Origin of the sequence: Flavobacterium sp. (genome assembly GCF_039930565.1) — a bacterium.
GTDB lineage: Bacteria > Bacteroidota > Bacteroidia > Flavobacteriales > Flavobacteriaceae > Flavobacterium.
Genome location: NZ_JBDTTP010000023.1, coordinates 1 through 24,264 on the forward strand (window position 1 = coordinate 1; position 24,264 = coordinate 24,264).

Consider the following 24,264-nt stretch of genomic DNA (forward strand, 5'->3'; position numbering starts at 1 on the left):
GAGCTCCAGCCTTCCAAGCTGGTTGTCGCGAGTTCGAGCCTCGTCTTTCGCTCTTTAAAAGCCGAAACAAAAATGTTTCGGCTTTTTGTTTTATGCTTATTTCAAATTACTCAAATCACTTTCAGGGTTTAATTCTTTTGGATCTTGGTTCTGTTGGAACAAACGGGCAGATAAAGTACCTTTCAAAGTAATTGTTTCTCCCTTAACTTCTAACCAGCTTCCTTCTCTTAGTCCTAAAACAGGAGTGTTGTTAAAAGCATGAAACTCTTTTATCCGCATTTCACGCGTTTCTCCCATGTGTTGAGATTGTGCATCTGCATCTAAATAATGTGGATTCAGGTTAAACGGAATTAAGCCTAAAGTTTGAAAACTTGGTGGATATACAATAGGCATATCGTTGGTCGTTTGCATCGATAATCCGCAAATATTACTTCCGGCACTTGTTCCTAAATAAGGAATTCCGTTTTTTACAGCCGTAGAAAGCGTTTGCATTATATTATGTTTGTATAATTGAGTAACTAGTAAAAAGGTGTTTCCTCCACCTGTAAAAATTCCTTCGGCATCATGTATGGCTTTTTCGGCATTTTCATATTCATCAATTCCTTTTACTGAAATGTTAATTTGGGCAAAAGCTTGAGCGACTTTTTGGGTGTATTCATTATGAGAAATACCGCCTGGTCTTGCATATGGAATAAATAAAATACTTTTGATGTTTTTAAAATGGAGTTGTAGTGTTGGAAGCAGGTATTTTAAATAGCTGCTTCCATGTAAAGTTGAAGTGCTCGCAATTATGATGCTTTTCATAAAATTAAAATTATTTTTTTCTTCAAAGGTATTAAATAACAACATATCTGTATAAAAGGCGAAAAGTTTAATTAACATATTTTTACCATCGCATTAATACAAAATTTGGACGATATTAAGATATTTTTACACTTTCTGAATCATTTTAATTTTCTGAATTTGTCAAATAAAATTTTGTTTTTCTTATTGGTAGGGATGTCTCAAATTAGTATGGGTCAGGAGCATATTAACGGGAAGATAATTTCAAATGCAGGAGATATAGGAGATGTTTATGTAGTAAATACCCAAACTGAAGTTATGGTAATAACGGATCAGTCAGGTAGTTTTTCGATTGCTGCCAAAACTGGTGATGAACTTGTTTTTTCGTCCATACAGTTTAAGGAAACGAGGATTGTAATCAAGGAAGAAAATTTTTCTGATTTGAATTTCTCAGTGAAATTATTTCCAGTAATGCACCAATTACAGGAAGTAATTATCAAAAGATATGACAATATTAATTCTGTTTCTTTAGGTATTGTACCTGGCAATCAGAAAACCTATACTGCTGCAGAAAGAAAATTACATACTGCTACTGCCTTAAATGCAAGCGCTAATGCAGGAACAATGGCTGGAGGTTCTGTTTCCGCAGATCCTTTATTGAACTTTTTTTCCGGAAGGACAGCTATGTTGAAAAAGGAAGTTGAAGTAGAAAAAAAGGAGCAGTTTATGAAGCTTTTAGAGAATATGTTTAAACTCGACCATTTTGTAGACAGATTAAAAATTCCTTTGGAATATGTAAAAGGTTTTGAATATTATGCTGTTGAAAACGATAAATTTACTGCAATTTTAAATGCTAAGAACAAAACGACTGTAGAGTTTTTATTGGCGGAACTGGCTGAGAAATATAAAGAAATAATTGCAGGTGAAAATAAATAATACTTTTCAAATCCTATTTTTTCTATTTGTTCAAATTACTTTTGGGCAACCAGCCGTATATAAAGAAATTCAAGGACAAATTTTAGAGCAGTCCACTACGGTCGAAGGAGTAAATATAATTAATAACACAACCCAGATAACTGCTGTTTCAGATGTGAACGGTATGTTTTCAATTATGGTAAAAGAAGGAGATGTTTTGGTTTTTTCATCCGTTAATTTAAATCCGCTAAAACGTCGAATTAGTGAGGAAGATTTGAAATCTAATTTGCTTCAAATTAAAATGACCGTGAAAGAAACAGAGCTGAAAGAAGTAATTGTAAATGAAAATTCAAATATTAACGCAGAAAATTTAGGCATCATTCCGCATGGACAAAAAAAATATACTCCTGCGGAAAGAAAAATTTATACAGCAACATCAACTTCAGTAGATAAAATACTGAATAGTATATCAGGAAGAACAGCCATGCTAAAAAAAGAAGCCATTGTAGAAAAAAAAGAAGTGCTTTTTAGAAAAATGGAATATCTTTTTGACGAGGCATATTATACAGAACGACTAAAAATTCCCCTTGAATATCTGAAAGGATTTCAACTTTACTGCGTAGATAATGCTGAATTTGCTGTATCTTTGAATAGTAAGAACAAAACAATGAGTATGTTTTTAATAACTGGTTTGGCTCAGGAATATCTAAAAATTATAGAGAATGAAAGATAAATTTGGAACATTGATCGTATGTCTGTTTTGCCAATTTGTAATTGGACAAACTAATTCAAGAAAACCTTTGCATGGTCAGGTAGTTAATAAATCATTATCCATAGAAAGTGGTAATGTAATGAATATCAATGCCAATACCAGAACTTTTATAGGTCCAAACGGTCTATTTGATATAATGGCAAGACCAAAAGATACATTGTTGTTTACCGGTTTTGCTTTCCAGTCAAAAAAAATAGTTTTAACCGAAAAAGATTGTGCAGAAAGACTTTTTTCTGTATCATTAGATTTATTGAATATCGAATTGAAAGAGGTTTTGGTTCATAAAGAACTTAAAGTGAAATCATTGCAAGGCGGATCACAGGGCATTGTTGATATGCAGTTTGAAGATGATAAACTGTCCTCGCCAAAAAATAATGTGATGTATTCTGATCAGACAATAAAATACGGAACTGATTTTGTCCGAATTTTTAAGGATGTCAAAAAATTGCTTCGAAAAGATGAAGAGGTTAAGGATGAGGAGATAAGCGATATCGCTTTTGTAGAATATGCAAAAGATAATTTCACACCTGATTTTTATACAAAGACATTAGGATTGAAACAAGATGAAATAGAATTGTTTCTAATGTACTGTTCTAATGATGCAGAATCTAAAAAGCACTTACAGGTGGATCAAAAGTTTGAATTAATGGATTTTATGATCAATAAAAATAAAGACTTCAAAAAAGTGGAATTGAGAAATAAATGAAAAAATATGTAGTTTATTTCTTCCTTGGAATATTATTTTTGTCATTATCGTCCTTTGCATTCCATAAATTTTACATGGGAATTTTTCAGGTTAATTATGCGGCTGAAAAAAAGATGCTTCAAATTACTTCCAGAATATTTGTTGATGATCTGAACAAAGGAATCGAAAAAAAATATAATAAAAAAGCATTTATCGGAACGGATAAAGAAACTTCTGCAGATGTTGAATTATTGAAAAAATACCTTTCTGAAAATTTTACAATAAAAATAAATGGCCAGCCAAAGCCAATTTCTTTTTTATCCAAAGAACTCGAAGCCGATGATGTTTTGGTTTGCTATTCGAGAATTACGGCTGTTGAAAAATTTAAAACCCTTGAAATTTTAAATTCCGTCTTATCAGATTGGAATGCTGAACAGCAAAATATTACACATATTTCAGCATTTGGTACTAAAAGAAGTGTTCTCTTTACAGAATCTTCAAGAAAAGAAGTGTTAAAGTATTAATCAATAGGTAAAAATAGTAATTTAATTACTATTTTCACAGCTTTAAAAATTCCCAAATAACTTTTATGAAAAAACTTTCATTATTATTACTTTTTCCTGCTATTTTGATGGCTCAGGAGAAAAATACTACTGTTGCACCAAAACAGCAAGGAAAGTACGATACCAATAAGTTCAGCCAAATGTATGATTTGATGGCTACACCAAATATGTTCCGTACGGCATCGGGAGCCCCGGGTCCGGCATATTATCAACAACAGGCAGATTATAAAATTGATATTGAACTGGATGATAAAAATTCAAAATTAACAGGTTCAGAAATAATTACGTATTCGAATAATTCACCAGATAGTTTAGAGTATTTATGGATTCAGTTAGATCAGAATCAGGCCAAAGCCAATACACAATCAACTCTGGCGGAAGGAGAAAAAATTAATCAGGTTTTGGCTTTGGAAGGTTTCTCAGGTAAATATCTGAAAAAGAATCTGGAACGTGGTTTCAATATTGAACAAGTAAAAGATGCCAAAGGAAATTCAATGTCTTATACTATCAACGAAACGATGATGCGGATCAATTTGGATAAACCTTTAAAGCCCGGAGAGAAAATTTCTTTAGCTATAAAATGGTGGTATAATGTCAATAATTACCAAAAAGAAGGCGGTCGATCCGGTTATGAATTTTTTGAAAAAGACGGTAATAAATTATATGTAATAGCTCAATTCTACCCAAGAATGGCAGTCTACAATGATGTAGAAGGATGGCAGAATATGCAATTCTGGGGAAGCGGTGAATTTGCTCTTCCTTTCGGAAATTTTGATGTAAATATTACGGTACCGGCAGATCATATTATTGATGCAACGGGAGAATTAACCAACAGGAGCGAGGTTTTTACGTCTGAACAGGTAAAACGTTACGAACAGGCACAAAAATCATTCGACAAGCCAGTGGTAATTGTAACACAGGCTGAAGCAGAAGCGGCAGAAAAAGGTTTCTCCGAAAAGAAAAAAACATGGAGATTCAGTGCCAAAAATGTACGCGATTTTGGAATTGCCTCTTCAAGAAAATTCATTTATGATGCAATGGCGGTAAAAATGGGAAACAGAACTGTTATGGCAGAATCTCTTTATCCAAAAGAAGCCAATCCGCTTTGGGGAGAAACTTCTACAATGGTGGTGGCACATACTTTAAAAAGTTATTCGTCTCATACTTTTGATTATCCTTATCCAAAAGCAGTTTCAATTTCAGCAGAAGATCAGGGTATGGAATATCCAATGATATGTTGGAATTTTGGACGTCCTGATGAAAATGGAGTAACAAGCAAAGAAGTTAAAAACGGAATGATTGGTGTTGTAATTCACGAGGTTGGTCATACTTTTTTCCCAATGATTGTAAATTCAGACGAGCGTCAATGGACCTGGATGGATGAAGGTTTAAATTCATTTTTAGAATATTTGGCTGAACAGGAATTAGATTCAAATTTTCCATCAAGACGCGGGCCTGCAAAAAATATTGTTCCTTACATGAGTGGTGATCAAAAATTTTTAGAACCCATTATGTCTAACTCTGAAACAATTTTGCAGTTTGGTAATAATGCTTACGGAAAACCGGCTACAGGTCTAAATATTCTGCGTGAAGTAGTAATGGGAAGAGAATTGTTTGATTATGCCTTTAAAACATATGCAAACCGTTGGAAGTTCAAACATCCAACTCCAGAAGATTTCTTCAGAACAATGGAAGATGCCTCTGCAGTAGATCTAGACTGGTTTTTCAGAGGATGGTTTTATTCTACTGATTTTGTAGATATTGGTATCAATCAAGTAAAACAATATTATGTTTCTGATACTCCAACTGCAGATCTAAAAGATGTAAAAGTTAGAAAAGGACGTTTTGGTTATGAAAAAGGGCCATTTGTTTATTTGGTTGCAGGTGATAACGCTGAAATAAATGCTTCAAGAAAAAAAGCATTGAAAATTGAAGAATTCAAGCCATTAGCTGATTACGTTGATCAAACTTTTACAGCCGAAGAAAAAGCGGGTCTAAAATCGCCAAAATATTTCTATGAAGTAGAATTCAATAAGCCAGGCGGAATGATTATGCCAATTTTAGTAGAAATTACTTATGAAGATGGTTCTAAAGAAAATTATCAATATCCTGCGCAAATCTGGAGAAAAAATAATGCTACTGCTAAAAAAGTATATGCTACTGAAAAAGCAATCAAAAGCATACAGATAGATCCAAAATTAATGACAGCTGATATTGATTTAAGCAATAATTCCTGGCCTAAAACAGAACAGAAATCAAAATTTGATTAAGCATAAAATCCAAAGACTCTGAAAAGGGTCTTTTTTTTTAAGTAAATTTTAAAACACACGCCTACAAAAATTTAATATCTTTGTGACACAAAAATAAAAGATATGTTTGGTATAGGAGGAGGAGAATTAGTTTTCATACTGTTTATAGTATTAATGCTTTTCGGTTCAGACAAAGTTCCTGAGATTGCTCGCACGATGGGTAAAGCAATGGCGCAATTAAAAAATGCAACCAATGATATTAAAAGCGAAATTCAAAAAGGAGCTGAGGCTAATGGTCTCGACACCAAATCTTTTACCGATATAACAGGTAATATCAATGCTCATATTAATGATGCAAGATCCAATATATTAGGAGAAACCAACAATTTATTGGGCGATACTTCAGAAATAGAAAAAATTAAGGAAGATATCGATTCAATATCAGGACCTGTAAAACGCCAAAGATAATATGCTTGAAAAAATACAAGAATTAGATGTAAATCTGTTTGTCTGTTTAAATAGTCTGGGTTCTGAAACATTTGATCGTTTTTGGCTAATCATCACCAACCAATTAAACTGGACTCCCTTTTTTTTATTAATGTTTTATCTTATATATAGAAAAGTAGGAGGAAAGCAACTTTTGTATTTGATACTTTTTATAGCAGTTTTAATTGCTTTTACAGATCAGACAGCTAATTTTTTCAAACATACTTTCGAGCGTTTGCGTCCCTGCAATAATCCTGAAATCAACACTTTTATTAGAGTAGTTCAGGCTCGAAGTTCCTATAGTTTTTTCTCAGGTCATGCTGCCAATACGATGGCTGTTGCCACCTTTTTGTATTTGGTTTTAAACCGCCATTTTAAGTATTTCGGTTTTTTGTTTCTATGGCCTTTAATTTTTGCTTACAGCCGAATTTATTTAGGATTGCATTACCCGGGAGACATTCTTGCCGGTTATTTTTTCGGAGCGATTTTCGGATTTGTAACTTTCAAAATTTATCAAAAACTAAAACCCCGATATTTTCCGGGATAATTTTCAGGAGCTGTTCCGGCTGTGCGCTGTATCTTTTTATTTTTAAAGAAAAAATAAAAAGGATGTCGCTTCCATCCGGGCTAAAAATTCATTTTTCAGAAGAATTTTAATATTAGAAAATCATTTTTTCACTCCATTCTAATCCAGAAGGAAGCTGCTGGTTGCTAAACTCAATGTGAATAACTCTTCGTCTTTCATTGTTTGTAGTTTTGTTTGAAGCATGAAACAACAAAGGCTTCATAATCATAATACCGCCTTTTTCCACTTCACAAATTGTTTCGTTTTCTGTTTCCAGATTTTCAACTCTGACGATTCCTTTTGAGTGTGAATTGTCGATCACTTTCAAGGCACCATTCTCTTTTGTGGTTTTGTCAAGATGAATTCTAATGGTAAAATTATTTTCCAAAATGGATGTTGGAGGCTGAACAGCAAACTGATTTTGTTTTATCGTCCAGTTTTCAAAATTTTCGGCGTCAATTCTTTTGTTAACAGAAATAGTCAAATCCTGATGATACGCCACAAACCAATTTGATTTTTCAGGTTTGTCAAAATAAATTGATTTCGTAATAAAATACCCTTTTCCAAAAGTTAATTCTATAATATCGTTTAATTTATGATTGAAAATGAAAGGAATACTTTGAGGAATTTCTTTGTGAAATTGCCTGATGGCAAATAGATCTTGTGATTTTCTGAAAGTTGTATTTTCAACCTCACTTTCCGTAACGCTTTCAATTATCAAAATCAATTCTTCAATTTCATCGTTGGTGTAAACATTGTCAATAATGGTAAAGCCTTCAGTGTTTATTTGGTCAGCGTATATCATTTTAAAAACTAAAATTAAAGAATCCTGCTAACCGTTAGTCCATCACGAATAGGTAATAAAACAGTTTCAACTCTCGGATCATTTTTCAAAAGTAAATTGTATTCTAAAAGCACCTTGGTACTAACATCATTCGGATGAACAGGTTCCAGTATCTTTCCGCTCCATAAAACATTGTCAGATAAAATGATACCGCCCTTATTCATTTTTGGAACAATCATTTCCCAGTAATTAAGATAGTTTTCTTTATCGGCATCAATAAAAACCAAATCAAACTTTACATCAAGATTCGGAATAATAGCAATGGCTTCACCCAAATGCTGAAAAATCTGTTTTCCCCATGGCGAGGCATCAAAATATTTTCGCTGAAAATCAACCAATTCTTCTTTAATGTCAATCGTATGGAGCTGTCCGTTTTCCTGCATCCCTTCACAAAGACACAAAGCAGCATAACCTGTATAAGTCCCAATTTCCAAAATCGTGACCGGACGGATCAATTTAGATAACATGCTTAAAACACGACCCTGAAAATGCCCGCTTAACATTCTTGGTAAAAGTATTTTCTGGTACGTTTCCTTGTTTAGTTTTGCTAATAATTCCGGTTCGTTTTCAGAATGCTGTTCGATATAATCTTCTAATTCCTGTGATATAAAATGCATGTTGTGATTGTCTAAATTTGAAATGCAAAAATACAAAAAATATCTGCGTACTTTATTGCATAAAAAAACCATCCACAGTCGTGAATGGTTTTAATATTGAATTCAAACAGAATTATTTTTTTAGTGCCTCGTTAACATCTTTGGCCGTTTGCACAGTTCCGTCTTTCGCAGCTTTTGCAGCAGCAGCTGCTTTATCTGCAGCTTTTCTGGAAGCTTCCTTTACTTCATCTATAGTTTTTGCAGTTTTTTCTTTTGCTTCCTGACCCGCTGCCTTTGCATTTTCGGCTGCATTTTCTGCCTTAACAACTGCGCTGTCTTTTACTTCCTGAATATCTGTTGTCAATGAGTCTACCTTATTCCCAAGTGTTAATTCTTCTTCTCCCGGTTTTGGCTCTTTCTTCTCGCACGATTGAACTGCGAATGCTAACAATACTACAACCGCTAAGCTTAAAATTTGTTTTTTCATGATTAATTAATTTTTTAAATGTTGATAAATATATAAAGGTTATAAGGCTGAAAAAATAAAAGTACAATTTTTAAAATTAAGCGCTGCTTGTAAGATTATTTTTCTGTCGAGAGCAAGACAATACCCGTGCCAAATTTTATGATATTTGAAAGATAAACATAAAGTTTTTTCAGAATGAAAAGGTTTCCATAAATACTTAGTAACTTTGCGCCATGCAAATGGAAAAAAAAGACATAAGAGCCTTATCAAAAGATCAGTTACGGGAGTTTTTTGTTGCAAATAATGACAAAGCTTTTCGCGGGAATCAGGTCTATGAATGGTTATGGAGCAAAGGAGCACATAGTTTTGAAGATATGACCAATGTAGCAAAACCTACAAGGGCAATGCTCGAGGACAATTTCGTGATTAATCATATCAAGGTTGATACTATGCAGCGCAGCAGCGACGGAACAGTAAAAAACGCTGTCCGTTTGCATGATGGTCTGGTTGTCGAATCTGTTTTGATACCTACCGACACCAGAACGACTGCCTGTGTTTCAAGTCAGGTAGGCTGTAGCCTGGATTGTAATTTCTGTGCAACTTCTCGTTTAAAAAGAATGCGAAATCTCGAACCGGGAGAAATTTACGATCAGGTGATTGCAATTGATAAAGAAAGTCGTCTGTATCACAATCATCCGCTTTCGAATATTGTTTTTATGGGAATGGGAGAACCTTTGATGAATTACAATAATGTCATTAAAGCAATTGATATGATTACTTCGCCGGAAGGATTAGGGATGTCGCCTAAACGTATTATGGTGTCGACTTCCGGAATTCCAAAAATGATAAAAAAAATGGCTGATGATGATGTCAAATTCAAATTGGCGGTTTCACTTCATTCGGCTATCGATGAAATTCGTGCCCGAATCATGCCATTCAGTAAAAATTTCCCTTTAGCAGAATTAAGAGAATCACTGGAATACTGGTACAGAAAAACAAAAAACAAAATCTCATACGAATATGTCGTTTGGAAAGGAATCAATGACGATAAAGCTTCAATTGATGCCCTTGTCAAATTTTGTAAATATGTTCCGTGTAAGGTAAATCTAATCGAATACAACCCAATTGATGATGGTGAGTTTCAGCAAGCTTCAGAAGAATCTATTCTGGCTTACATAAAAGCACTTGAAAGCATTGGCGTAGTAGCTAAAGTTCGTCGCAGCCGCGGAAAAGATATTGATGCCGCATGCGGGCAATTGGCGAATAAGGAAGGATAAAAAAGAGAGGCATTCGCCTCTCTTTTTTAATTTCCAAAACCAATTCTACATCCTAATTGGAAATTAGGAATTGTTTCTTTAGTTGTATTTGATTTCAAAAAATAATTTGGTTCAGAATCTGATTCTTCGAAATTTTCTGTAAAGAATTCATGCTTTACTTTCGCAAATCCAATTCCTAATATCCATTCAAAACTAATATTTGAATCTGTAAACACTTGCTTTGATATAGTTAATGCTAATCCGGTCTTGTTTCTGGAATCTTTTTCTCCTCCGAAATTATATTCATTTTCAGAATAGTTATCTGATGAATATTCTCTGTTATTAGTTCTTGAGAAAAATTGTATCCCAAAAGCCCATCCTTCAATTGCATCATAATCAGACGAAGGATAGAATTTTATACCTGCTCTAAAAGAATTCCCCATAGAGGCTTTGGTCTCAAAAGTAGATCCTTCTCCGTCATATTCTTCTTCAAAAATACCAAAGTTGTCATATAAACCATAGGTTAAACCTGCAGATGCTTCTACACTCATGTTTTTTAAAACTCTATATTCGCCAATAACGGGGAACTCTCCTGAAACAAAACTAAAAAGATCAGTTTTTACAGTCCATTTGTAAGAATTCGAAGAATTAGCAGTTGTAGAAGTTGAAGATGATGGGGAATAAACTTTAATTTTACTTGAAGTTTGTTCTGTAGTGCCATTTGTTTGGGACTGCGCAATTGAAGAAAACAGCAAACTTAATAATATAATTTTTTTCATGTTAATTTTTGTTAATTTTCTGCGAATATATATATATTTGCCGTAAATAAGTAAAAAAATATAAACATTACATGAGAAAATTAGCAATTATTTTATTTTTAAGTCTGCAAGGTATTTACGCTCAGGAAATTACACTAAAGTGGGCAGAAAAAATATCAACCAAAGGTTCTGTAAATATATTAGGAGGAAAAAAGGGGCTCTTTTATACAACCCATATTAATAAGAATGATGAATTGATTGGAAGAACCTATGATGAAAATTTAAAACTTAAAAATGAGAAAAATATAGGTTTTAATCTTGATTTTAAAAAATACGAATACCAAGGGGCATATTTTTTGAATAATAGTGTTTTACATTTTATAAAAGAGGAAAAAAGAAAAGAGGATAAAACATTTTTATATGCTGGTTTTAGTGACTTTAATTTAAAAACTTCCAATGAACTAAAGGTTATTGATGAAGTAAGTGATGATGACAGAGCTGCAAATTTTGGATTAAGAAGTATTTCTCCTGATTCTACAAAAGTTTTAATTTATCATGAAAATGTTGGCAAAAAAAAGGACCCTAATATTTTAATATATAAAGTTTATAATTCAGCAATTTCAGATGTTATTAATGAAGGGTCTGTTTCTCTGCCTATTAAATCAAAAAATTATGAAACAGAAGATATAAGGGTAGATAACATTGGGAATGTATATGTTCTTGCCAAAATAATAAAAGAAAAAAACGAAAAAGAAAAATCTCATAGTGAATATTATTATAAACTGGTAGTATTTGCTAAAAATAAAACGATAAAGGAATTTGATTTTGATTATGCTGAAAATGACATATCGTATATTGATATGATTGCAGGAAAAAATAATACTTTCTTTTGTACTGGTTTTTTAACAAATTTAAAAGGAGGAAAGAAAAAATTACTATCTGATGAGATGTTTTATGCAGTTTTAGATTGTAATACTTTAAAGCTTAGCGAATCAAAGATGATCAAAGTTGAAGGCTTGTATCCTGAAGAAGTTAAAAAGAGCGAAGATTTTGTGCCTTATAAAATAAGAAAAATTTATCAAAAGAAAGATGGAGGTTTTTCAATAGTGGCGGAGCAATATAAATTAGTAGTCGTTTACCATTATAGCCAATATGGCAGTTCATATTCTTATTTATATTATTATTGTGATATTGCCTGTATTCAAACTGATGATAAAATAGCAGTTACATCAATAACCAGGGTTCCTAAGTATCAAAAAAATGCTGGAAATCCATCGCTGATTACGACTTTTAAAAATGATAATACCTATATCGTTTATGAAGATTTAACATCCAATCTTACTGCAGAAACAGATAAGAAAACTAAAAGAAGTACCAAAACAATTTTTTCATCAGATTCTAAAAACGCTCTGTTTTTGTTAACAATTGATTCAGAAGGAAAACCAAATAAAGAAATAATTTACGATTATAAAGAGAGTGAAATTAAGCCAAGGATTTTACAAAGTAAAGAAATTAGTTCTGGAGAAATTTTATTGAATGCTGATGATCAAATTGGTTTATTGAAAATCGGGAAATAACAAGGAATCTACTCTATAGAAAAACTTTTTTATGCTGTGTTTTCAGTATTAATGTTATCATTTAATATTGTTTGAAAACAATAATGCTACAGTAGCATTATCAAATAAAGTAAGCATAATTTATTTTAAAGAAATTAAAAAGCATTAAAAATAGCAATCATACCTGTTTTTAATGCTTTTTTGGGTAAAAAAAGCTACTTTTCCTCAAATCTATATCCTGTTACACCATCTTTTGTAACATTGCGAATGTATTACACTCTTTATCAATGCATGTATCCATTTTTGTTTGGACAGATTTCTTTTTAAAACAAAGGATTTCACTTTTAATCAATAAATTCAAATTAGGTTTTTAAATACTTTGGGATATAAGTAGCTAAAAAATATTCACATACTAACATAAAATTGGCGCCGTTTTTTATTTAAAATAGTATATTTGAAATCGAAATGAATATTACTTCTCAAATAAAACAGCCTATTTTTAGCGAAATGGAACTTTTTGAAAAAAAGTTCTATGAATCAATGACTTCAAAGGTTGCTTTACTTAATCGTATTACTTACTACATCGTAAATCGAAAAGGAAAACAAATGCGTCCGATGTTTGTTTTTTTAACCGCTAAAATGGTTTCAGGAGGTATTGTAAACGAAAGAACGTATCGGGGTGCATGTGTAATTGAGCTTATTCATACCGCAACTCTGGTGCACGATGATGTGGTTGATGACAGTAATCGCCGTCGTGGATTTTTCTCCATAAACGCACTTTGGAAAAATAAAATTGCTGTATTGGTTGGTGATTATTTACTTTCTAAAGGATTATTGCTTTCCATAGATCATGGTGATTTCGATTTGCTCAGAATCATTTCTGTTGCTGTTCGCGAAATGAGCGAAGGTGAATTACTGCAGATAGAAAAAGCCAGAAGGCTCGATATTACCGAAGATGTTTATTATGAGATCATTCGAAAAAAGACCGCTACACTCATTGCAGCCTGTTGCGCGCTTGGTGCAAAATCAGTAATTGAAGATGATATTCAGGTTGAGAATATGCGTAAATTTGGTGAACTCATCGGAATGGCTTTTCAAATTAAGGATGATTTATTCGATTACAGCGAAGAAGCAATTGGTAAACCAACCGGAATCGACATTAAAGAACAAAAAATGACTTTGCCTTTAATTCATGTTCTGAATACTTGTACTCCACAGGAAAAAAAGTGGCTGATCAACTCCATTAAAAATCACAACAAAGACAAAAAAAGAGTGAAGGAAGTTATTGCTTTTGTAAAAAACAATAATGGTCTGGCTTACGCCGAAAACAAAATGGTCGAGTTTCAGCAGGAAGCACTTTCCTTATTAGTCAATTATCCCGATTCTGAATTCAAAGAGGCTCTTATCTTGATGGTCAACTACGTAATTGAGAGAAAAAAATAATTTTTTAAATAGATAATTAGAAATTTTCCAATTATATAATTATTCTGATATTCAGTTATTTATGCTTTAAATTTAATTTTTAAATCTTTTAATCATTAAATTTTTCCATCCCCATGCAACCATTTTGCAACTTCAATCGTCTATGCTAATAGAAGTCTGTTAGTAAAACAAACCTGAACGCTTATTAATGAAAATTATTCAGTTACATCAAGAAGAAACTACAATCATAAAGTTGGCTGTCGAAAATAATCGACAGGCACAACAGCAGATTTACAGTCGGTTTTCTTCAAAAATGTTAAGTGTTTGCCGACAATATATAAAGGACATTCAATTAGCAGAAGATGTTATGATAACAGCCTTTATGAAAGTGTTTGTCAACTTAAGCAAATTCGAAAATAAAGGAAGTTTTGAAGGCTGGATCCGCCGAATAATGGTTAACGAATGTATTTCGTATTTAAGAGTTCAGAAAAAAGTAAAATTCACAGAAGACGAAATCTACACGGAAGAAAGTTTCAATGAAATCGACAGTCAGTTTACAGTCGAACAGATTCAGTTTTTAATTGATGCCTTGCCGGACGGTTATAAAATGGTTTTCAATTTATATGCTATCGAAGGATATAAACACAATGAAATTGCCAAGATGTTAGGGATTAATGAAGGGACATCGAAATCGCAGTTATCACACGCCAGAAAAATGCTGCAAACACAAATTACTATTTTAAAAAAACAAGATAATGGAACCGAATAATTTTGAAAAGGATTTCCGTGAAAAACTAAACCAACGTAAAATTGAACCAAGCGATAAAGCATGGGATAGATTAGATGCTATGTTAAGTGTTGCTGAAAATAAAAAACCAAAAAAGAACAGAAAATGGCTTTACATCGCAGCAAGTATCGTTGGATTCTTATTAGTTGGTACATTTTTCTTTAATCAGAAGAAAACAGTTGAATTTCAGAAAGATTCAGTTGTTATAGAAGAAAATATCAAAAAAGATTCAGTGATACCAGAATTGAATACTGTTGATCCAGTTAAAACCGGAATTGTAACATCAGAAAAAAATACAACTACACTTTCAAATAAAGAATCAAATAATAATCAAAAACCAAATAAAATGCTTAAAAATGAATCGAATCAAATAGCGGAGTCTTCAATCATCATCAAAAACAATCAAGGAAATCAATTAATCAATAAGGAGACTGTTGCTGCAGAAATTCCTAAAAAAGAAAGTATCAATCAATTGCCGGATACTTCAGAGAAAACAGTTATCGCAGAAAATTCTGTTAAACCAAAATCAAAAGTAAAAATCAATGCTGATGATTTGCTTAATCAGGTCGATGGCGAACTTGAACTTTCTTTTAGGGAAAAAGTAATTTCAAAAGTCAATAAAAATTATCAAACAGTAAAAGTAGCACTTGCGAATCGTAATAATCAATAATAATTTCATCAATCAATCATTAATCAATTTAAAAATCAATCATGAAAAATTTTACCATTTATCTCGTTATTTTAATTTTCTCATTTGTCAGCAAAGCCCTTGGACAGGAAACTTTTGAGTCAAGAGCAAAACAGATCGCTAATAAAATTGAAAAAATCACAAAATCAGAAAAAGAAACCTTAAAGGCAGAAATAGAAACCGTCAATGTTCAATTGTCTGAAGGAAAAATCACAAAAGATGAAGCCGATAAACGCAAAAAAGAACTGGCAGAAGCAAGAGCTGTAATTATTGAGGAAAAAGTGACTTTGGCTCAAAATGAACTTAATGATTTGGTACAGCAAAAAGTAGACGGAAAAATCAAGGAACAGGATTCAACCAAAAATCATACATGGGTTATTCACTGGAATGATAAAGACTGGAGTCATAAGTCGGATAAAGATTCTATTCAGAGAGAAAAAAGAACCACTTCTCAGTTTGTATTTGCCTTAGGATTAAATAATATAATAGCTGATGGAGAGCTTCAGGATTCAAAATACAAGTTTACAGGATCTCATTTTTATGAGTGGGGTATTTCATATAATTCTAGATTATTAAATAATAATAATTTGTTGCATGCTAAATACGGACTTTCAGTAATGTACAATAACATTCGCCCTACTGATAATCGCAGTTTTGTAGTCAATGGTGAGCAAACAGGCTTGGAGACTAATGCTATAAATTTGAAAGAATCACGTTTCAGGAATGTATATTTGGTTGCGCCGGTACATTTAGAATTTGATTTTTCAAAACAAGATCAAAGTGACGGTAAAAGTTACTTTAGAACGCACAAAGGTTTTCGTGTAGGATTTGGAGGATATGCAGGAATCAATGTAAAATCAAAGCAAATCTTAAAATATGAAGACAATGATTATAAGGCTACAGAAAAAACAAAAGGAGATTTTAATACCAATAATTTTATTTATGGATTGAGTACTTACATTGGATACAAAGAAACAAGTTTGTATTTGAAATATGATTTGAATCCGTTATTTCAGGATAATGTAATAAAAGAAAATAATATTTCATTAGGTGTTCGATTTGATCTGAATTAAGAATAAGTTTTGAATTAGTTAATTGAAAAAAGCACTTTGAAAGAGGTGCTTTTTTGCATCAAATAAACAAATTTCAAGTTGGATTTGTGTATTTTTACAGGCTTAAAATTTATAAATATTTTTACGTTTTGATATCACAAAATACAATTGATACTGTTTTTGAAACTGCTCGTGTTGAGGAGGTTATTGGTGATTTTGTTAATTTAAAACGTGCCGGAAGTAATTTTAAAGGCTTGAGTCCTTTTTCAGATGAGCGCTCGCCATCGTTTATGGTTTCTCCTGTAAAACAAATCTGGAAAGATTTTAGTACCGGGAAGGGCGGGAATTCTGTTAAGTTTCTAATGGAACACGAACATTTTACCTATCCGGAAGCCATTCGTTACTTAGCCAGAAAATACAATATCGAAATTGAAGAAACGGAGCAGACAGATCAGGAAAGAGCCATAACGGATGTCCGTGAAAGCATGTATCTGGTTTCTGAATTTGCTTCAAAGTATTTCCAGGATGTGCTTTTAAATTCTGAAGAAGGAAAAGCTATCGGATATTCTTATTTTAAGGAAAGAGGCTTTACCAATGAAACTATTAAAAAGTTTAATTTAGGATATTCTCCAGAAGGCTGGGATAGTTTTACAAAGGAAGCACTTGGCAAAGGCTATAAATTAGAATACCTTGAAAGTACGGGATTGACAATTGCCAAAGATGACCGGCCTTTTGATCGCTTTAAAGGGCGCGTTATGTTCCCTATACAAAGTATGTCTGGACGTGTGTTGGGTTTTGGAGGCCGTATTTTAACCAATGATAAAAAAGCCGCCAAGTATTTAAACTCTCCTGAAAGTGATATTTACCATAAAAGTAAAGTGCTCTATGGAATTTATCATGCCAAACAATCGATTGCTAAACAAAATAACTGCTATTTAGTCGAAGGATATACAGATGTAATTCAGTTTCATCAGGCTGGAATAGAGAATGTGGTAGCGTCTTCCGGAACAGCATTAACGCCGGATCAAATCAGGCTGATTAATCGCTTAACAAAAAATATTACAGTACTTTTTGATGGAGATGCCGCAGGACTTCGCGCTTCTATCCGTGGAATCGATTTAATTCTGGAAGAAGGCATGAATGTAAGGGTTTGTGCTTTTCCTGATGGAGAAGATCCGGACAGTTTTGCCAGAAAAAATTCGCATGATGATTTAGTTGCTTATTTAGAACAAAACAGTAAAGATTTTATACAGTTTAAGGCTTCGATTTTAATGAATGATGCCAAGAACGATCCGGTTAAAAAGGCAGATTTGATTCGGGATATGGTCAATAGTATTTCTAAAATACCGGATCGTATCCAACGCGAAATATACATTCAGGAGTGCGCCAGAATCATGGATATTTCAGAACAGGTACTTTTAAGTACATTGGCACAGTTGGTGCAGAAAGATATTGTTGAAGGTGTTAAAAAACAGAAGCAGGAACAAAAAGCTTTTGAAATTATTAAAAATGAAAATCCTGAACCGGCTGAAAAAGTGGACAGCTTGTTTATTTTTGAAAGAGAGGTAATTAAAATTTTATTACTGTATGGCAATATAAGTGAGGAGTTCAAAGATGTTGTGTTGAAAGTTGATGAAGAAGGTGTTGCCAAAGAAGTAGATGAGAAAAGAGAACAAAAAGTTTTTCAACGTGTTTATCTTAGTCTGCAGGAAGACGAAGTAGAACTTTCAAATGAATTATTTAGGAATATATTTACGGATTTAATTGATTATTATAATCGAAATGAAAATTTTAGTTTAGACCAGTATTTAATGCGTTTAAATCCGGATCTGGCACAGGAAGTTACCAGTATTTTAATGGAAGATGAAAGAGAGGTTATTCATAATTGGGAAGGAAGAAATATTTTTCCAAAGCATAAAAATGTTACTATAGAACAAAATGTAACTGACACAATTCTATCTATGAGATTACTTTTGATAGTAAAGGTAATTACAGAATTACAAAATTCATTAATTACTGAGCCAAGTGTTGATAGTATTGAAGTTCTCCCTATGATTAATGATTATAATACATTGAAAAATATTATAGCACGGGAAAAAGGTGTAGTGGTAGTAAACTATATTTCTTAATTTATATCGGGAAAATGATAAATACAAAAAAGCTCTATATTGAAAAAAATATAGAGCTTTTTTTATGGGATGATTTCATCACCAGGTAACCGGATTATCATAAATTAGATAATCTCTAATGTTTTAGCTTTGTTAACTAAGTCAACTAGGTTAGTAACATTTAGTTTTGTCAATAATCTTAATTTGTAAGTACTGATCGTTTTTTCGTTCAGATTTAAGATTTTAGAAATCTCATTGTTTTTCTTACCATCACTCAAATAGCGTAAAACTTCAATTTCACGATTTGATAACTTTCTGTACAAACGTTCACTCTTGCTTTGTTTAGCGATAAGAGCCATGTTTTTTCGCACAGTTTCATTAATGATAATTTTTCCTTCGTGTACCTTAATAATAGAAAGACCTAAAGTTTCCAGTTTTTCTGTTTTATGTACATACCCTGAAACTCCTGCTTTAATTGCATTAGGAGCATACATTTGTTCCGCCAGATCACTGAAAATAACAATTTTGGTTTTCGGAAAATTTTTCAAAATTGACTTTACTTCAAAAATACTGGAAAGACCTTCTAATTCTAAATCCAGAATTAGGATGTCGATCTCCTTAGTTTGAAGAATGTCACGAACCATTGAAAAATTGCCTACATTAGCAACAATTGAAATTTCATCATGGTCTTTAAAATACGATTTAACGCCAAAGTGCGTAACAGGGTGGTTGTCTGCTAGACATACTTTAATCATAGTTTTACCTTTTTAAAATTAATTATGTTTTTGGAGTGGTAAAATTAATAAATAAATTCTGTAAATTATTGCAAACCAATGTTAAAAAGTGTTATTTTAACGTTTTAGGGATAAAACAGACCGGAATTGCTTCCATTTTATGCTTGTTATTGGTATTAAGCCTTTTATAAATTTCAAAAACAGTTTTTTCTCTTCCATTAAAGTCAGCTATTGTATTTCCTGCTTCTGAAGCCAACATCGCCCATTCTAATTCATCATAACTTGCTCCCAATTGATCTTCATCTGTTCGGTTGTCTCCAAATAAGCCATCGGTAGGCGCAGCTGTTAAAATTGATACAGGAATCTTTAAGTGTTCTCCAAGAGCATATACATCAGATTTCATTAAATCGGCGATTGGACTCAAATCGACTCCGCCATCTCCATATTTGGTATAAAAACCTACGCCAAAATCTTCTACCCTGTTTCCTGTTCCTGCAACTAAAAGGCCATGTATTCCTGCTAAATAATATAATGAACTCATACGCAAACGAGCTCTTGTATTAGCTAGTGATAAATTTATTTTAGCCTCATCATGACTTTTTGGAACTGAATTTTTAAAGGCTTCAAATATTTCAGTTAAATCTGTTTTTATCTCTGAAACATTAGGAAAACGCTTTTTTAATTGTTCAATATGCTCTCTTCCTCTTGAAACCTGAGTTTCAGATTGATGAATCGGCATTTCAACACATAAGACTTTTAAACCTGTCTGAGCACATAAAGTAGAAGTTACTGCCGAATCAACTCCTCCGGATATTCCAATTACAAAACCATTCGCTTTTGCATTATTAGCGTAATCTTTTAACCACTCTACAATGTGGCCATTTACTTTTTCTGTCTGAATAGTGCTTTTTTTAGCCATAATAATTCAAGTTTTAAAATACAGGGATGTATATTTGCACAAATTTTTAAGTATATGTTTACTTTAAGTTAAGTAACACAAATCTAATTAAAATAAAATGAAAATATATCGCTTTGTAGTGGTTGTGTCTTTGTTTTTTTTATCGTGTGATCAAAAAAACAAAGTAGAAAAAGCCGTTGAAGAAATTCCGGTTGATATTAAGGTGGAGCGTTTTGATAAGGTGTTTTTTGAAACTAAACCTGAAGATTTGGCAAAGGTTAAAAAACAATATCCTTACTTTTTTCCGGCAGGAAACGATGACACTGTCTGGTTAAGCAAAATGCAGGAACCAATCTGGAGAGAGGTTTATACTGAAGTGCAAAAAAAGTATGCTGATTTTGAGCCTGTTCGTCAGGAATTTAATTTGCTTTTTCAACACGTAAAATTTTATTTTCCAAAAACCAAAACACCCAAAGTCATAACGGTAGTGGGAGAAATGGATTACACTGCAAAAGCTATTTATGCAGATACCCTTGTGATAGTTGCCTTAGAATTATATTTAGGAAAAGACCATAGATTCTATCAGTTTCCCGGTTATTTGAAGCAAAATTTCGAGCAGAAGCAAATTATGCCAGATGTGGTAACGAGTTTTGCATATAGAAATATTCCGGACTATGCCGATAAAAATTTAATTTCTCAAATGATTTTCGAAGGAAAACAATTATACGCTAAAGATTTGCTTTTACCAGGATATACAGACGCTGAAAAAATAGGCTACGCACCTGAGCAAATAAAATGGTGCGAGGAAAATGAAGGTTATATGTGGCGATATCTTATCGAAAAAGAAATGTTATATAGTATTGATCCTAAATTGACAACCCGATTTATAGCACCGGCGCCATTTTCTAAATTTTATCTGGAAATTGATAATGATTCGCCAGGAAGAGTTGGTGCATGGATAGGATGGCAAATGGTACGCTCGTATATGAAAAATAATACTGTAACTTTGCCAGAATTATTAAAAACAGATCCAAAAGAAATTTTTGAAAAATCAAAATATAAACCCAAGAAGTGATGTCAGATACTATACAATCAGAAATTAAATTCAATATTGAATTAGATGAAAACCGCGTTCCGGAAAAATTATCATGGACTGCAAAAGACGGAGGTGTTGAAGCTGAAGAAGCCAAAGCAATAATGTTATCTATTTGGGACAGCAAAGCCAAAGAAAGTATGCGAATTGATCTGTGGACCAAAGATATGCCGGTTGATGAAATGAAGATCTTCTTTCACCAGACTTTAGTGGCTATGTCAGATACATTTAAACGCGCAACCGATGACGAAAAAATGGCGGATACGATGAAAGATTTCTGTGATTATTTTGCAGAAAAATTGGATTTGACAAAATAATCTTTTAGTTATTTTTAAAATCCCCAATGCCATTTTAAATGGTATTGGGGGTTTTTTTATTAGCATTCGTTGTTTAATTTAAATGGTTTTATAACATTAATTCCTTTATAATTAAATATTTACACAATATTTTCTGCAATCTAAAATTTTACTGTTTATAATTTGATTTATATTTGATTTCTTAAAAAAAGACATTTAATGAAAAATAGAATTGGGTTTGTTTTTGTGATATTATTAGTGATGTTCCAGATAAAAATGGGTGCGCAAAATCTGAAACTTCATCCTAAAGGTTATTTTACTGCCAGAGGAATAGATGTGACAGTCTTTGATGATATATATCCGGATGGTCATCAAACAGGGGTAACTATGATTCAACACGGTGAGCGCGTTATGGCAAATGGTGACTTGAGATTGGAAATTTCACCAGGTCAATGGTCGCCTGTACCAAAAGAAAATGAAAAAAAAATAGATCCTGCAACACAAACTATTTCCCAGTCCTTATCATATCCTGATGAGTCTAAAAATCATATTGGTTTTAATCCAATAGATTATCCGGATTTGAAGTTAAAATATAAAGTAAACGTGACACCTGCCGAAGGAAATAATTTTCGCATTACCGTAGATTTAGAAAATGAGGTTGATGTAAAATGGTTAGGGAAAATAGGTTTTAATATTGAGTTATTTCCCGGTGATTTGTTTGGGAAGTCCTATATATGTGATGGAAATTTTGGTATTTTCACTCATTCTCCTTATGGGCCGCTTCAGGCACAAATTGAAGGGCAGAATCTTGGAGTTCCTTTGTGTAAAGGAAAAAAAATTACAATTGCTCCCGAAAGCGATTTGTCAAGAGTTACTATTCAGTCAAATCTGGAAGATATTGCTTTGTGGGATGGCCGAATCAATCATAATAACGGTTGGTTTATTATACGTGCGCCTATTTCTAAAAATTCAGGAAAAAGAGTTATTGACATTGTGGTTGCTCCAAACGTTATTTCTAATTGGACATACAAACCAGTAGTCCAGGTTTCACAAGTTGGATATTATCCGACACAATCTAAAGTAGCTATTTTAGAAAACGACCCAAATGATACCGAACCATCCGAAGTTATTTTGATAAAACACGATGAGTTAGGTAAAAAAAATATCAAAACAATAAAGCCTGAAAAATGGGGAGATTTTTTGAGATATAACTATTATCAAATAGATTTTTCTGAAGTAAAGCAAGAAGGGATGTATACACTTAGTTATAAAGGAAATGAAACATCTCCTTTTCAAATAAGCAAAAAACTATATGATAGAAATGTCTGGCAACCTATACTTGAATACTTTTTACCAGTGCAAATGTGTCACGTTAGGGTAAATGAAAAATATCGAATTTGGCACAATTTCTGTCATTTGGATGATGCTCAGATGGCACCAACAAATATTAATCATTTTGATGGTTATGTTCAGGGGCCTTCAACACTAACAAAATATAAAGCGAATGAAGTGGTTGCGGATTTAAATCAGGGTGGATGGCATGATGCCGGAGATGATGATTTGAGAGTAGAATCTCAAATTGGTACGGTTTGGAATCTTGCATTAATGCTGGAAGAATTTGATATTGAATCTTACGACGCCACAAGTATTGATTATGATAAAAAAATTGTAGAAATTCACCAGCCAGATGGTAAGTCGGATGCTTTGCAGCAAATGGAGCACGGGCTTTCTTCAATTTTAGCCGGATATCGTTCTATGGGACGCCTTTATAGAGGAATCATTACGAATACTTTAAAGCAATATACGATTCTTGGCGATTTTGGCGGAGTTACCGATGGAAAGTGGAGTGCTAATCCAAGTGCACAAGATGACGATCGATGGGTTTTTACAGAAGACAATCCTGACAGGGAATTGTATGTAGCTGCAGGACTTGCTGCTTCTTATCGTGTTTTAAAAGTGAAGAATTCAAAATTAGCAGCTGAATGTTTAGAAACAGCGAAAGCACTTTACAGAACGTCTTTTTCAAAAACAAAAAGAGCAGATAGTAAAATAACATTACTTGTTGAATTAGCATTGGCAACAAATGAAAGTGTTTATAGTGCTCAAATTATCGATTTGGAGGCAGATGTGTTGAAAAATTTTGAAAGGATTGGATGGAGAGTAGGCAGGATGAAACATTTAATAAAGGATAAATCATTCCTGAACAAATTAAATTATGAAGCAGAAAAATGGAGTGCTAAAACTAAAAAAAATGCTCTCACAGACTCTCCTTATGGGGTTCCATATACACCGAATATTTGGGGCGCAGGCTGGACTTTGCAGGAATTTGGGGTAAAACAATATTATTTTGCCAAATCATGGCCGGAGTTTGCTAATCATGAAGTATACAGTAATGCCTTGAATTTTATACTTGGAGTTCATCCTGGTAATAATACAGCATCTTTTGCTTCAGGAATTGGTTCAAATTCGTTATTAGTGGCATATGGTATGAATCGTGCAGATTGGTCGTACATTCCCGGAGGAGTAACTTCTGGTACAGCACTTATCAGACCAAACTTGCCAGAACTTAAAAAATGGCCCTACTTTTGGCAGCAAACGGAATATGTTATGGGTGGGGGATCTACGGATTTTATGTTTCTGGTTTTGGCGGTACAAAAACACTTTGTAAAATAATGTCTCAAAAAATAAGGGA

General features: G+C 32.8%; 24 protein-coding genes. 17 read left to right on the forward strand and 7 right to left on the reverse strand.

Features of this window, described 5'->3' with window-relative positions; genetic code table 11:
• Positions 1-96: 96 nt before the first annotated feature.
• Positions 97-804: a dipeptidase PepE gene (pepE, locus tag ABI657_RS07910; RefSeq protein ID WP_348096704.1), complete on the reverse strand. Its 708-nt coding sequence runs from the start codon at positions 802-804 to the stop codon at positions 97-99.
• Between the two features lie 159 nt (positions 805-963).
• Here pepE and ABI657_RS07915 point away from each other — a divergent pair, with 159 nt between their 5' ends.
• From ABI657_RS07915 to ABI657_RS07945, 7 genes are all read left to right on the forward strand, one after another.
• Positions 964-1,719: a hypothetical protein gene (locus ABI657_RS07915; RefSeq protein ID WP_348096705.1), complete on the forward strand. Its 756-nt coding sequence runs from the start codon at positions 964-966 to the stop codon at positions 1,717-1,719.
• Positions 1,706-2,431, forward strand: coding sequence for a carboxypeptidase-like regulatory domain-containing protein (locus tag ABI657_RS07920; protein WP_348096706.1), 726 nt, complete (start codon positions 1,706-1,708; stop codon positions 2,429-2,431). The genes ABI657_RS07915 and ABI657_RS07920 overlap by 14 nt, the downstream gene beginning before the upstream one ends.
• Positions 2,421-3,176 (forward strand): hypothetical protein, encoded by a 756-nt coding sequence (locus ABI657_RS07925; RefSeq protein ID WP_348096707.1) that lies wholly within the window; start codon positions 2,421-2,423, stop codon positions 3,174-3,176. Before ABI657_RS07920 ends, ABI657_RS07925 begins: the two co-directional genes overlap by 11 nt.
• Positions 3,173-3,679, forward strand: coding sequence for a DUF6702 family protein (locus tag ABI657_RS07930; RefSeq protein WP_348096708.1), 507 nt, complete (start codon positions 3,173-3,175; stop codon positions 3,677-3,679). The genes ABI657_RS07925 and ABI657_RS07930 overlap by 4 nt, the downstream gene beginning before the upstream one ends.
• A 65-nt stretch (positions 3,680-3,744) precedes the next feature.
• Positions 3,745-5,988: a M1 family metallopeptidase gene (locus ABI657_RS07935; RefSeq protein WP_348096709.1), complete on the forward strand. Its 2,244-nt coding sequence runs from the start codon at positions 3,745-3,747 to the stop codon at positions 5,986-5,988.
• 102 nt (positions 5,989-6,090) lie between these two features.
• A complete protein-coding gene (locus ABI657_RS07940; protein ID WP_348096710.1) occupies positions 6,091-6,435 on the forward strand; it encodes a twin-arginine translocase TatA/TatE family subunit in 345 nt (114 codons plus the stop codon).
• Position 6,436: 1 nt separating this feature from the next.
• Positions 6,437-7,000, forward strand: coding sequence for a phosphatase PAP2 family protein (locus ABI657_RS07945; RefSeq protein WP_348096711.1), 564 nt, complete (start codon positions 6,437-6,439; stop codon positions 6,998-7,000).
• Between the two features lie 112 nt (positions 7,001-7,112).
• On the opposite strand, the gene ABI657_RS07950 is transcribed toward ABI657_RS07945, so the two are convergent.
• The 3 genes from ABI657_RS07950 to ABI657_RS07960 form a co-directional block, all read right to left on the reverse strand.
• A complete protein-coding gene (locus ABI657_RS07950) occupies positions 7,113-7,823 on the reverse strand; it encodes a phytanoyl-CoA dioxygenase family protein (protein ID WP_348096712.1) in 711 nt (236 codons plus the stop codon).
• Positions 7,824-7,837: 14 nt separating this feature from the next.
• Entirely contained in the window at positions 7,838-8,479 is a 642-nt protein-coding gene (locus ABI657_RS07955; RefSeq protein ID WP_348096713.1) for an O-methyltransferase, read from the reverse strand.
• 112 nt (positions 8,480-8,591) lie between these two features.
• A complete protein-coding gene (locus ABI657_RS07960) occupies positions 8,592-8,945 on the reverse strand; it encodes a hypothetical protein (RefSeq protein ID WP_348096714.1) in 354 nt (117 codons plus the stop codon).
• Between the two features lie 212 nt (positions 8,946-9,157).
• Here ABI657_RS07960 and rlmN point away from each other — a divergent pair, with 212 nt between their 5' ends.
• A complete protein-coding gene (gene rlmN / locus ABI657_RS07965; protein ID WP_348096715.1) occupies positions 9,158-10,201 on the forward strand; it encodes a 23S rRNA (adenine(2503)-C(2))-methyltransferase RlmN in 1,044 nt (347 codons plus the stop codon).
• 26 nt (positions 10,202-10,227) lie between these two features.
• On the opposite strand, the gene ABI657_RS07970 is transcribed toward rlmN, so the two are convergent.
• Positions 10,228-10,959, reverse strand: coding sequence for a hypothetical protein (locus ABI657_RS07970; RefSeq protein WP_348096716.1), 732 nt, complete (start codon positions 10,957-10,959; stop codon positions 10,228-10,230).
• 71 nt (positions 10,960-11,030) lie between these two features.
• Here ABI657_RS07970 and ABI657_RS07975 point away from each other — a divergent pair, with 71 nt between their 5' ends.
• From ABI657_RS07975 to dnaG, 6 genes are all read left to right on the forward strand, one after another.
• Complete coding sequence (locus ABI657_RS07975) at positions 11,031-12,515, forward strand: hypothetical protein (RefSeq protein ID WP_348096717.1); 1,485 nt, start codon at positions 11,031-11,033, stop codon at positions 12,513-12,515.
• Between the two features lie 444 nt (positions 12,516-12,959).
• Entirely contained in the window at positions 12,960-13,937 is a 978-nt protein-coding gene (locus tag ABI657_RS07980) for a polyprenyl synthetase family protein (protein ID WP_348096718.1), read from the forward strand.
• A 187-nt stretch (positions 13,938-14,124) separates the two neighbouring features.
• Positions 14,125-14,685, forward strand: a complete 561-nt coding sequence (locus ABI657_RS07985) for an RNA polymerase sigma factor (protein WP_348096719.1) — start codon at positions 14,125-14,127, stop codon at positions 14,683-14,685.
• Positions 14,672-15,373, forward strand: coding sequence for a hypothetical protein (locus ABI657_RS07990; RefSeq protein WP_348096720.1), 702 nt, complete (start codon positions 14,672-14,674; stop codon positions 15,371-15,373). Before ABI657_RS07985 ends, ABI657_RS07990 begins: the two co-directional genes overlap by 14 nt.
• 41 nt (positions 15,374-15,414) lie before the next feature.
• Positions 15,415-16,464, forward strand: coding sequence for a hypothetical protein (locus ABI657_RS07995; RefSeq protein ID WP_348096721.1), 1,050 nt, complete (start codon positions 15,415-15,417; stop codon positions 16,462-16,464).
• Between the two features lie 128 nt (positions 16,465-16,592).
• Complete coding sequence (gene dnaG / locus ABI657_RS08000) at positions 16,593-18,572, forward strand: DNA primase (protein ID WP_348096722.1); 1,980 nt, start codon at positions 16,593-16,595, stop codon at positions 18,570-18,572.
• 104 nt (positions 18,573-18,676) lie between these two features.
• Here the strand turns inward: dnaG and ABI657_RS08005 are convergent, their stop codons facing one another.
• Entirely contained in the window at positions 18,677-19,306 is a 630-nt protein-coding gene (locus ABI657_RS08005; RefSeq protein WP_348096723.1) for a response regulator transcription factor, read from the reverse strand.
• Between the two features lie 91 nt (positions 19,307-19,397).
• Positions 19,398-20,204, reverse strand: a complete 807-nt coding sequence (nadE, locus tag ABI657_RS08010; RefSeq protein WP_348096724.1) for an NAD(+) synthase — start codon at positions 20,202-20,204, stop codon at positions 19,398-19,400.
• A 97-nt stretch (positions 20,205-20,301) separates the two neighbouring features.
• On the opposite strand from nadE, the gene gldB reads away from it, so the two are divergent.
• From gldB to ABI657_RS08025, 3 genes are all read left to right on the forward strand, one after another.
• Complete coding sequence (gldB, locus tag ABI657_RS08015; protein WP_348096725.1) at positions 20,302-21,258, forward strand: gliding motility lipoprotein GldB; 957 nt, start codon at positions 20,302-20,304, stop codon at positions 21,256-21,258.
• Positions 21,258-21,593 (forward strand): gliding motility protein GldC, encoded by a 336-nt coding sequence (gene gldC, locus ABI657_RS08020; protein ID WP_348096726.1) that lies wholly within the window; start codon positions 21,258-21,260, stop codon positions 21,591-21,593. The genes gldB and gldC overlap by 1 nt, the downstream gene beginning before the upstream one ends.
• Positions 21,594-21,791: 198 nt before the next feature.
• Positions 21,792-24,245: a glycoside hydrolase family 9 protein gene (locus tag ABI657_RS08025; protein ID WP_348096727.1), complete on the forward strand. Its 2,454-nt coding sequence runs from the start codon at positions 21,792-21,794 to the stop codon at positions 24,243-24,245.
• Positions 24,246-24,264 lie beyond the last annotated feature (19 nt).